The following is an 11,349-nucleotide window of genomic DNA, read 5'->3' as shown; positions in this document are numbered from 1 at the left end:
TTCCTTTGTATCTTTTCTTACAAGTCTGCAATTCATATGGTAATACGGTATTGCTTTACCACGTTGAAACTATGATACCCCTTTGTCAGAAATCTGTCAATCCTTTTCTTGCTCCTTTTTTGCCAGATCCTCCGCATCGAAAACATCCTCGATCGGTGCTCCGGCCGGAACCATCGGGAATACCTTCTCATCACAGTCAATCCACACATCGATCAGCGCCGGTTTTCCGCTCTCGATTGCTGCACGGATCGCCGGACCCATCTCCTCTTTTTTTGTCACACGGATTCCCTTTACACCGAGCGCCTCGGCAACCTTCACAAAGTCTGCCTGATCCTGCAGAACCGTGTTGGAATACCGCTTTCCGTAGAACAGAGTCTGCCACTGGCGCACCATACCGAGCACGTGGTTATTGACAACAACCTCAATGACCGGAATGTTATGTCTGGAAAGGGTTGCCAGCTCGTTCATGTTCATACGGAAGCAGCCGTCTCCTGCGATGTTGATGACAACCTTGTCCGGGCGTCCCATTTTTGCACCCATCGCTGCTCCAAGACCAAAGCCCATCGTTCCAAGACCGCCTGATGTCAGAAGCGTTCTCGGCTTCGTATAGCGGTAATACTGTGCCGCCCACATCTGGTGCTGGCCGACATCCGTTGTGATAATTGCCTGTCCGTCCGTTGCCTTATAGATCTCCTCGATCACATACGGTCCGGTAAGCCCCTCTTCATGCTTTAACGGGTATTTTTCTTTCATTTCCCTGGTCTTTGCAATCCACTCATCATGGTGCATCGGCTCCAGCTTCGCATTCAGCCGTTTTAAGACCTCTTTGACGTCTCCGATGATGCTCGACTCGACAACAACATTCTTGTTGATTTCTGCCGCATCTACATCGATCTGAACGATTTTCGCGTTGTTTGCAAATTTTGCGGCGTTTCCGGTGACACGATCGGAAAATCTTGCACCAAGCACGATCAGCAGGTCGCACTTCGTCACGCCATAGTTCGATGTTTTTGTTCCGTGCATACCGAGCATGCCGGTGTACAGCTTATCGGTTCCCGGAAAAGCGCCTTTTCCCATCAGGGTATCGCAGACCGGCGCCTGTATATGGTGTGCCAGTTCACGCACTTCCTCGGCCGCACCGGAGATGATGCTGCCGCCGCCCACGAAAATATACGGTTTTTTCGACTCCCGGATCAGAGATACAACGTGATCCAGTCCTTCTTCTGTGATTTTTTCGGTAGACGGTGCGATTGCTTCCGGTGTCTTTGGCTCATATTCATACGTTGCCGCCGTGACATCTTTCGTGATATCCACCAGAACCGGGCCCGGTCTTCCGCTCTTTGCAATCGAAAACGCACGGCGCAGCGTGTCTGCGAGAACCGTGATATCTTTTACGATCACGCTGTATTTTGTGATCGGCATTGCAACGCCTGCAATGTCAATCTCCTGAAAGCTGTCTTTTCCAAGCAGTGCCTTTCCTACGTTGCAGGTGATGGCTACCATCGGGGTAGAGTCCATGTAGGCAGTTGCAATTCCAGTGACAAGATTTGTCGCACCAGGGCCGCTTGTTGCCATACATACGCCTGTTTTTCCGGTCGCACGCGCATACCCGTCTGCCGCATGGGCAGCACCCTGCTCGTGGGAGGTCAGGATGTGGTGGATTTCCGGATGACGGTAAAGCTCATCATAGATATTCAAAATCGTTCCCCCCGGATAGCCGAACACGGTGTCCACGCCCTGCTCCTTCAGGCACTCAATAACAATCTGTGATCCAGTTAATTCCATGTCTGTATGATTCCTTCCTTATCTTTTGGCTTTGTGTATGAAATCAGCCATCCGATGAAAATGCACGTTCGGACGGCTGATATGATTTTTTTCTATTAGAACTCCAGAATGGCTCCCTTATTTGCGCTGGAAACCATCTTTGCGTAGCGTTTCAGATAGCCTGTGGTTACTTTCGGCTCTCTCGGAGTCCATGCAGCTTTTCTGCGTGCCAGCTCTTCATCCGATACGGCAAGCTCCAGCTTGTGCTCCGGAATATTGATGCGGATCAGGTCGCCTTCCTCAACGAGCGCGATCGGACCGCCTTCTGCTGCCTCAGGGCTGACATGGCCGATGGATGCACCGCGGGATGCGCCGGAGAAACGGCCGTCTGTAATCAGAGCTACGGAAGAGCCAAGTCCCATACCTGCAATCGCAGAGGTCGGATTCAGCATCTCACGCATACCAGGACCTCCCTTTGGTCCCTCATAACGGATGACAACAACGTCGCCTGCCACAATCTTGCCGCCGCGGATTGCCTCGATGGCATCCTCCTCACAGTCGAAGACTCTGGCCGGTCCTTCGTGAACCTGCATCTCCGGTACAACGGCAGAACGTTTGACGACTGCGGTATCCGGTGCCAGATTTCCTTTCAGGACAGCAATACCGCCGGTCTTGCTGTATGGATTTTCTACCGGACGGATGATCTCCGGGTTTTTGTTGACACAGCCTTTGATATTCTCGCCAACGGTCTTTCCGGTTGCGGTCATGCACTCGGTGTGCAGAAGTCCCAGTTTATTCAGCTCGTTCATAACGGCATAAACACCGCCGGCCTCGTTCAGCTCCTCGATGTAGTGGTATCCTGCCGGAGCCAGATGGCAGAGGTTCGGGGTCTTCTCACTGATGGCATTTGCCATCTCCGGATTCAGCTCTACGCCTGCCTCATGCGCGATGGCCGGCAGATGCAGCATACTGTTGGTGGAACATCCAAGTGCCATATCGACGGTCAGAGCATTTAAGAATGCTTCTTTTGTCATAATGTCTCTTGGACGGATATTCTGTTTTAACAGCTCCATAACCTGCATACCGGCTCTCTTGGCCAGGCGCAGACGCTCGGAATATACGGCCGGAATCGTTCCGTTTCCTTTCAAGCCCATGCCGAGAACCTCGGTCAGGCAGTTCATGCTGTTTGCAGTGTACATACCGGAGCAGGAACCACAGGTCGGGCATGCATTGCACTCAAAATCATAAACATCTTCCTCTGTCATAGTTCCGGCAGCGTAGGATCCAACCGCCTCGAACATGCTGGAAAGACTTCTCTTCTCACCTTTTACATGGCCGGCAAGCATCGGACCACCGCTGACAAATACGGTCGGAACATTGACTCTTGCTGCTGCCATCAAAAGGCCAGGTACGTTCTTATCACAGTTCGGGATACATACCAGTGCATCAAACTGGTGAGCCATTGCCATACACTCGGTGGAATCGGCGATCAGGTCACGGGTAACGAGGGAATATTTCATTCCGATGTGGCCCATGGCAATACCGTCACAGACTGCAATGGCCGGGAACACGATCGGTGTTCCGCCTGCCATGGCAACGCCCATTTTTACAGCTTCTGTAATTTTATCCAGGTTCATATGACCCGGTACGATCTCATTGTAGGAGCTTACGATTCCTACGAGCGGTTTTTTCATTTCTTCTTCGGTCAGACCCAGCGCACGCATCAGAGAACGCTGTGGCGCCTGTGCGATTCCTTTTTTTACAGCATCACTTCTCATGATTTTTTCCTCTTTTCTTATCTTACAGTTTTATGCCAGTGCTTTTACCAGCAGATCTCCCATTTCGGATGTAGATACCTGGGTACATCCCTCAGACATAATGTCTACGGTGCGGTATCCGTCTTTTAAAATTTTCTGTACAGCATTTTCGACTGCCTCTGCCTCCTGATCGAGATCCAGGGAATAGCGGAGCATCATGGCTGCGGACAGAACCGTTGCAATCGGGTTTGCGATGTTCTTTCCTGCGATGTCCGGTGCAGAGCCGTGGCTTGGCTCGTACAGACCAAATTTTGTCTCGTTCAGGCTGGCGGAAGAAAGCATTCCGATCGAGCCTGCTACCATACTTGCCTCATCGGAAAGAATATCTCCGAACATGTTCTCGGTCAGAACGACGTCAAACTGGCACGGATTGTGGACGATCTGCATCGCACAGTTGTCGACCAGCATATGCTCTAAGGTAACTTCCGGGTAATCTTTTGCAACATCCTCTACTACGGATCTCCACAGACGGGAGGAATCGAGAACGTTTGCTTTATCTACGCTCGTTACTTTTTTCTTTCTCTTCATGGCGATGTCGAATGCACGGATTGCAATGCGGCGGATTTCGGTCTCGCTGTAGGTCAGCGTATCGGTTGCTTTCCGGATGCCGTTTTCTTCTACAGTGCTGCGCTCTCCAAAGTACAGGCCGCCGGTCAGTTCACGCATAATCAGCATGTCGAAGCCCTCGCCGATGATCTCTTCTTTTAACGGGCAGGCATCTTTCAATTCCTGATACAGGTAAGCCGGACGCAGGTTTGCAAACAGGCCTAACGATTTCCGAATTTTTAAGAGTCCTGCCTCCGGGCGCTTGTCCGGGCTTAATTTGTACCATGGGGATGTTTTTGCATCTCCTCCGATGGAGCCCATCAGACAGCGTCGCATTTCTTTGCTTCTTCTATGGTTTCATCTGTCAGCGGCACGCCGTGCACATCAATGGAGCTCCGCCCAGCAGAAGGTTGGTATATTCAAACTTATGTCCATATTTCTCGCAGACAGCGTCCAGAACTTTTTTTGCTTCCTTTACAATTTCCGGTCCGATTCCGTCTCCGTGAATTAACCCAATACGGTATTCCATATCTTTCTCCCTCTTTTCTTCCGGCTGAAAAACCGTTCTATTTTCTCTGCGTCTATAGCATTTCTAAATTATACGCCATTTTTCCGCTAATTTCAACACGAAATTTCTTTGCATCGGACGAAACGCAATAATCTTTTTGCTTTTTTCCCATTTAAAAGAAAAATACGCGGCATTTTTCCCCGTTTTCGCCGTGTTCCGCCGAAGAAGTTTCGGGGCAGAAAAAACGCAGGCATTCGTTTTTTTGAATACCTGCGTTTTTCTTGCTTTTCGCCGTGTAAAATTATTTTTTCTTTTCTGTTTTTTCTTCAACGACTGCTGTCTCCGGTTTTTCAACCTCTGTAATGGCTGTTTTACGCATCGGGATACGGCAGTTTTTGTTGTTTCCGAACTCTACGATGACATCGTCGTCTGTGATATCGATCACTACGCCGTAGAAACCGCTTGTTGTGATGACTGCATCGCCGACTGCGAGGTCATTCAGCATTGCCTGAAGTTTTTTCTGCTCTTTTTTCTGCGGGCGGATCATTAAGAAATACATCATACCGAACATGATGACCAGCCACATAATTAACATACCAGTGCTCATCACACCGCTGCCTGCTGTTGTTGTTGCTAAAAACATTTTCTTTCCTCCTGTTATTCGAGAATACATCCCGTTCTTTCGACACACCTATCATAATACACAATCCGTAACCGATGGGCAAGTCTTTTTCGGATATTTTCCAAAGATTTCATACTTTCCCGCTTACTTTTTGTCGTATTCCTCAAATCCTGCGAGTTTTGCCCGTTTGTAGGAAGCAAAGCTGCCCTCGTCCAGTGCGGTCCGGATTTCTGTCATCATATTATTGTAGAAATACAGGTTGTGCAGAACACAGAGACGCATGCCGAGCATTTCTTTTGCTTTCAGCAGATGACGGATGTAGGCTCTGCTGTAATGACGGCACGCCGGGCACTGGCAGCCTTCCTCAATCGGACGCGGATCCAGCTCGTATTTCTGATTGAACAGGTTCATTTTTCCATGGTTTGTGTAAACGTGGCCGTGACGTCCGTTCCGGCTCGGGTATACGCAGTCGAAAAAATCGATGCCGCGCTCTACGCCCTCGAGGATATTTGCCGGCGTTCCAACGCCCATCAGATACGTCGGTTTGTCTTTCGGCAGGTACGGAACCACTTCGTCGAGAATATGGTACATCTCCTCGTGGCTCTCTCCTACTGCCAGACCGCCGACTGCATAGCCATCGAGATTCATCTCGGAAATCCGTTTTGCATGGTCAATGCGGATATCCTCATAAATCGCACCCTGGTTGATTCCGAACAGAAGCTGATGTTTGTTGATCGTGTCTTCCCGCTGGTTCAGCTCCTGCATCTTATTTTTGCATCGCTGCAGCCATCTCGCCGTGCGGTCGACAGAGTTCTGCACATAACGGCGCTCTGCCACACTCGACGGGCACTCGTCGAAAGCCATCGCGATGGTTGAAGCCAGGTTGGACTGGATCTGCATACTCTCCTCTGGTCCCATAAAGATCTTTCTTCCATCTACGTGCGAGTGGAAATAGACACCCTCCTCCTTGATTTTCCGAGGCCTGCCAGAGAAAACACCTGGAATCCGCCGGAATCGGTCAGGATCGGTTTGTCCCAGACCATGAATTTGTGGAGTCCGCCCATCTTCTTTACGACTTCATCTCCCGGGCGCACATGGAGGTGATACGTATTGGAAAGTTCTACCTGCGTGCCGATCTGCTGGAGATCTTCGGTGGAAACAGCTCCCTTGATTGCTGCTGCAGTTCCGACATTCATGAATACCGGCGTTTCGATATTGCCGTGCACGGTTTCCATATGGGCGCGCTTCGCTCTTCCTTCCATTTTCAGAATTTTATACATAACGCTTTTCATCCTTTCTCAATGATCCCTGCCTCCTGTTTTCATGCAGGGCATACTATTTTTAGTATACAGGCAAAATCTGTTTTTGACAATGCCTGAATTTTCTTTTTTCTCTCTTTTTTCTTTCCCGCTTTCTCCATTTTTCACAAGGACTTTATACTTTTTTCATAAGACATCGCCCTTTTTCCAATTGTATTCCTTATTTTTTGTCGTATAATGTGTTGAGATTGTTTCTTATTATAAAAGGAGTTTGATTCATGACTGATAAAAAATATACTCTCGGAATCGACATCGGTTCCACTACTGTTAAAATTGCGATCCTCGACGAAGAGAACCAGCTTCTCTTTGCCGATTACGAGCGCCATTTTGCAAACATCCAGGAAACACTTGCCCATCTGCTCGGGGAAGCCCACGAAAAACTGGGCGAACTGACCCTGCAGCCCGTCATCACCGGTTCCGGCGGACTCGCGCTTGCCAACCATCTTGGCATTCCGTTCACGCAGGAGGTTATCGCAGTTTCCACATCGTTAAAAGCACTGGCTCCGCAGACCGACGTTGCCATCGAGCTCGGCGGCGAGGATGCCAAAATCATCTATTTTGAAGGCGGCAATGTCGAACAGCGTATGAACGGTATCTGCGCCGGCGGTACCGGTTCGTTCATCGACCAGATGGCTTCTCTTCTGCAGACCGATGCAACCGGCCTGAATGAGTATGCGAAACATTACCAGGCCATCTACCCGATCGCTGCCCGCTGCGGTGTATTCGCAAAAACGGATATCCAGCCGCTCATCAACGACGGTGCAACAAAAGAGGATCTTGCCGCTTCTATTTTCCAGGCAGTCGTCAACCAGACCATTTCCGGTCTTGCCTGCGGTAAACCAATCCGCGGCCACGTTGCCTTCCTTGGCGGCCCGCTGCACTTCCTCTCGGAATTAAAGACAGCGTTCGTCCGCACCTTAAAGCTGGATGACGAGCACGCGATCGTGCCGGACAACTCTCATCTGTTTGCAGCCATCGGTTCTGCAATGAATGCAGATGGAAAGACCGAGGTTTCTCTTCTCGCGCTGAAAAAACGGCTCGAAGAAAAAGTAGCCATCGATTTTGAGGTTGCCCGTCTCGAACCGCTGTTTAAAGACAAGGAGGAGTACGATGCATTCTTGGCCCGCCAGAGCGTCAACAATGTTGTAACGGCTGATCTTTCCACTTACGAAGGAAACTGCTATCTCGGAATCGATGCCGGTTCCACAACCACAAAAGCCGCACTCGTTGGTGAGGATGGCGCTCTTCTGTATTCCTTCTACAGCAACAACCACGGAAATCCGCTCGGCACCTCGATCCGCGCGATCCAGGAAATCTACTCCAAACTGCCGGATTCCGCACAGATCGCCTGGTCCTGTTCCACCGGTTACGGCGAAGCACTCATCAAAGCTGCGCTGATGCTGGACGAGGGTGAGGTTGAAACGATTTCTCATTACTATGCCGCAGCATTCTTCGATCCGGAAGTCGACTGTATTCTCGACATCGGCGGTCAGGATATGAAATGTATCAAGATCAAAAACGGCACTGTAGACAGCGTACAGCTCAATGAAGCATGTTCCTCCGGCTGCGGTTCCTTTATCGAAACCTTCGCGCAGTCCCTGAACTACAGTGTACAGGATTTTGCACACGAAGCACTGTTCGCAAAACACCCGATCGATCTTGGTACCCGCTGTACCGTATTTATGAATTCCAAGGTAAAACAGGCACAGAAAGAAGGCGCATCCGTTGCTGATATTTCTGCCGGACTTGCCTGTTCCGTCATCAAAAACGCATTATATAAAGTAATTAAAGTTTCCGATGCCACCGAGCTGGGACGCCACATCGTCGTACAGGGCGGTACGTTCTACAACGATGCCGTTCTTCGAAGCTTTGAGCGGATCGCCAACTGCGAAGCCATCCGCCCGGACATCGCTGGCATTATGGGTGCGTTCGGTGCGGCGCTGATCGCAAGAGAGCGCTACTCCGCCGATCAGGAGACCACGATGCTCTCCATTGAAAAGATCAACGAGCTGAAATATTCGACCACGATGGCAAACTGTAAGGGATGTACGAACAGCTGCCGTCTGACCATCAACAAATTCTCCGGCGGCCGTCAGTACATCAGCGGAAACCGCTGCGAGCGCGGTATCGGAAAAGAGAAAAACAAAGATCATATTCCGAACCTGTTCGAATACAAATACAAACGGATCTTCGGCTACCAGCCGCTGCCGCAGGATGAAGCGATCCGCGGAGAGGTCGGCATTCCGAGAGTCCTCAATATGTTTGAGAATTATCCGTTCTGGTACACCTTCTTTACGCAGCTGAAATACCGCGTGGTACTCTCTCCGACCTCGAGCCGCAAGATCTACGAGCTCGGTATTGAGTCGATTCCAAGTGAATCCGAGTGCTATCCGGCCAAACTGGCGCACGGCCATGTGACCTGGCTCTTACGCCACGGTGTGAAGTTCATCTTCTACCCGTGTATCCCGTACGAGCGCACCGAGTTCCCGGAAGCCATCAACCACTACAACTGCCCGATCGTTACCTCGTATGCGGAAAATGTCAAAAACAACGTGGACGAGCTGCAGGACGATTCCATTACGTTCCGCAATCCGTTCCTTGCGTTTACGAGTGAAAAGGTGCTTGCCGATGGTCTTGTCAAAGAGTTCTCCGGTCTGCCGGAGGATGAAGTCCGTGCTGCTGTTCATGCCGGATGGGAAGAGCTTGGCGCTGCAAGACGCGATATGCAGAAAAAAGGCGAGGAAACGCTTCAGTATATGAAAGAAACCGGCCGCAGAGGCATCGTGCTTGCCGGCCGTCCGTACCACATCGATCCGGAAATCCATCACGGTATCCCGGATATGATCAACTCCTACGGACTGTGCGTGCTGACGGAGGACTCTGTTTCCCATCTGGCACCGCTCGAGCGTCCGCTCCGTGTCAATGACCAGTGGATGTACCACACCCGTCTGTATGCAGCTGCAAACTATGTAAAGACACGCGACGATCTTGACCTGATTCAGCTGAACTCGTTCGGCTGCGGTCTCGACGCCGTTACCACTGATGAGGTTTATGAGATTCTGACCAGAAGCGGCAAGATTTATACCTGCCTGAAGATCGATGAGGTCAACAACCTCGGCGCTGCCAGAATCCGTGTCCGCTCTCTGCTCGCTGCTCTGCGTGCACATGACCGGAAACAGGCGGTACGCGAGATTCTTCCGTCCTCGATCCAGAAACCGGTCTTCACGAAAGAAATGCGGAAAGACTACACCATCCTCTGCCCGCAGATGTCACCGATCCACTTCTCGATTCTGCAGCCGGCGTTCAACGCAGCCGGATACAATCTGGAAGTGCTTCCGAACGACAACAAAGAGGCGGTTGATGTCGGACTGAAATACGTCAACAACGATGCCTGCTATCCGTCTCTGATGGTAGTTGGACAGATTATGCAGGCGCTGCTCTCCGGCAAGTATGACCTGAACAAAGTAGCAGTCATCATGAGCCAGACCGGCGGCGGCTGCCGTGCTTCGAACTACATCGGATTTATCCGCCGTGCGCTGGAGAAGGCCGATATGACGCAGATTCCGGTCATCTCGATTAACTTGAGCGGTCTGGAGGAAAATCCGGGCTTCAAGATCACACCGGATCTTGCGATTCGTCTCTGCTATGCAGCAGAATTCGGCGATATCATGATGAAATGTATTTACCGGATGCGTCCTTATGAGCAGAAGAAGGGTACAACAGACCGGATTCATCAGAAATGGGAAAAGATCTGTATTGATTTTATTTCAGCAAAACGCTTAAGCCATACCCGCTTCAAACAGATCTGCCGCACGATGATTCGCGATTTCGACCACATTCCGATCACCGATGAAAAGAAACCGCGTGTCGGTATTGTCGGCGAGATTCTTGTTAAGTTCCTTCCGGCGGCTAACAACCATCTGGCGGAGCTGCTTGAGAGTGAAGGCGCGGAACCGGTTGTCCCGGATCTGATCGACTTCTTCTGTTACTGCTTCTACAATACGAACTTCAAGGTAGAGCACCTGGGATTCAAAAAAAGTTCTTCGATGTTGGGAAATACCGGTATTAAACTGATCAATTGGCTGCGCAGTGCGGCGGTTGCGGAGTTCAAGAAGAGTGAGCATTTTGATCCACCGGCCGATGTGCGGGATCTGGCAAAATATGCTTCCCCGATTGTATCCTGTGGTAACCAGACCGGTGAGGGATGGTTCCTGACGGGCGAGATGATGGAGCTGATTCACAGTGATGTTTACAACATCGTCTGTATCCAGCCGTTTGCATGCCTGCCGAACCACATTGTTGGTAAGGGTGTGATTAAGGCAATCCGTAAGGAGTATCCGAAGGCAAATATCGTGGCTGTCGACTACGATCCCGGTGCTTCGGAGGTGAATCAGCTGAACCGTATTAAACTGATGCTTTCTACTGCAAATAAGAATCTGAAGCAGGAATTGCGTGAAGAAAAAGACGTGTAAATTTACATAGTTTCAAGCAAAGCGGATATTCGCAATCCGCTTTGCTATTTGCTTGATTCAGTTAACCGAAAAGGCGGTCAGAGTCGAAAAACTCTGACCGCCTTTTCTATTGGTTTTAGCGGTAAATCCGCAGGATACGGAGAACCTTTACCAGTTTTGTTCCCATTGGCATGCGGCGCATTTCGGCCTCGGTTGTCCCGGTTACAACCACAAAAGCAATCAAATATACAACAATTGCAATCAGGATTGCGATCAGCATGCTGATGGATGGGCGTTTGGTGATGGCAAAAAGCCATAGTAA

5 protein-coding genes and 2 pseudogenes are annotated in these 11,349 nt (G+C 50.3%); 1 reads left to right on the top strand and 6 read right to left on the bottom strand.

Translation table 11 applies throughout. The features are described 5' to 3' along the window. Nucleotides 1-96: 96 nt before the first annotated feature. The 5 genes and pseudogenes from ilvB to tgt form a co-directional block, all read right to left on the bottom strand. A complete protein-coding gene (ilvB, locus tag DXA93_RS10845) occupies nucleotides 97-1,785 on the bottom strand; it encodes a biosynthetic-type acetolactate synthase large subunit (RefSeq protein ID WP_119208305.1) in 1,689 nt (562 codons plus the stop codon). Nucleotides 1,786-1,880: 95 nt separating this feature from the next. Further along, the gene (gene ilvD, locus DXA93_RS10840) at nucleotides 1,881-3,542 is read right to left on the bottom strand and encodes a dihydroxy-acid dehydratase (protein ID WP_117801682.1); all 1,662 of its coding nucleotides are present in this window, start codon (nucleotides 3,540-3,542) and stop codon (nucleotides 1,881-1,883) included. Nucleotides 3,543-3,572: 30 nt separating this feature from the next. Further along, nucleotides 3,573-4,656, bottom strand: a pseudogene (gene leuB / locus DXA93_RS10835) (3-isopropylmalate dehydrogenase). A 280-nt stretch (nucleotides 4,657-4,936) separates the two neighbouring features. Beyond that, the gene (gene yajC, locus DXA93_RS10825; RefSeq protein WP_055265423.1) at nucleotides 4,937-5,278 is read right to left on the bottom strand and encodes a preprotein translocase subunit YajC; all 342 of its coding nucleotides are present in this window, start codon (nucleotides 5,276-5,278) and stop codon (nucleotides 4,937-4,939) included. Between the two features lie 123 nt (nucleotides 5,279-5,401). Continuing rightward, nucleotides 5,402-6,537 (bottom strand): annotated as a pseudogene (gene tgt / locus DXA93_RS10820) (tRNA guanosine(34) transglycosylase Tgt). A gap of 257 nt (nucleotides 6,538-6,794) precedes the next feature. Between tgt and DXA93_RS10815 the strand changes: the two are divergent. Next, a complete protein-coding gene (locus DXA93_RS10815) occupies nucleotides 6,795-11,048 on the top strand; it encodes a 2-hydroxyacyl-CoA dehydratase (RefSeq protein ID WP_055265421.1) in 4,254 nt (1,417 codons plus the stop codon). 115 nt (nucleotides 11,049-11,163) lie between these two features. Here the strand turns inward: DXA93_RS10815 and DXA93_RS17860 are convergent, their stop codons facing one another. Further along, nucleotides 11,164-11,307, bottom strand: coding sequence for a hypothetical protein (locus DXA93_RS17860; RefSeq protein WP_158582799.1), 144 nt, complete (start codon nucleotides 11,305-11,307; stop codon nucleotides 11,164-11,166). Nucleotides 11,308-11,349: the final 42 nt, after the last annotated feature.

The sequence above is a fragment of the Blautia sp. OF09-25XD genome (genome assembly GCF_003482095.1).
Taxonomy (GTDB): domain Bacteria; phylum Bacillota; class Clostridia; order Lachnospirales; family Lachnospiraceae; genus Fusicatenibacter; species Fusicatenibacter saccharivorans.
This window is presented reverse-complemented; position numbering and strand designations above follow the sequence as displayed.

What these genes read in the sequence shown, in the direction of transcription:
- ilvB (WP_119208305.1), bottom strand. Translation starts at nt 1,785, where the DNA reads ATGGAATTAACTGGATCACAGATTGTTATTGAGTGCCTGAAGGAGCAG.
- ilvD (WP_117801682.1), bottom strand. Translation starts at nt 3,542, where the DNA reads ATGAGAAGTGATGCTGTAAAAAAAGGAATCGCACAGGCGCCACAGCGT.
- yajC (WP_055265423.1), bottom strand. Translation starts at nt 5,278, where the DNA reads ATGTTTTTAGCAACAACAACAGCAGGCAGCGGTGTGATGAGCACTGGT.
- DXA93_RS10815 (WP_055265421.1), top strand. Translation starts at nt 6,795, where the DNA reads ATGACTGATAAAAAATATACTCTCGGAATCGACATCGGTTCCACTACT.
- DXA93_RS17860 (WP_158582799.1), bottom strand. Translation starts at nt 11,307, where the DNA reads ATGCTGATCGCAATCCTGATTGCAATTGTTGTATATTTGATTGCTTTT.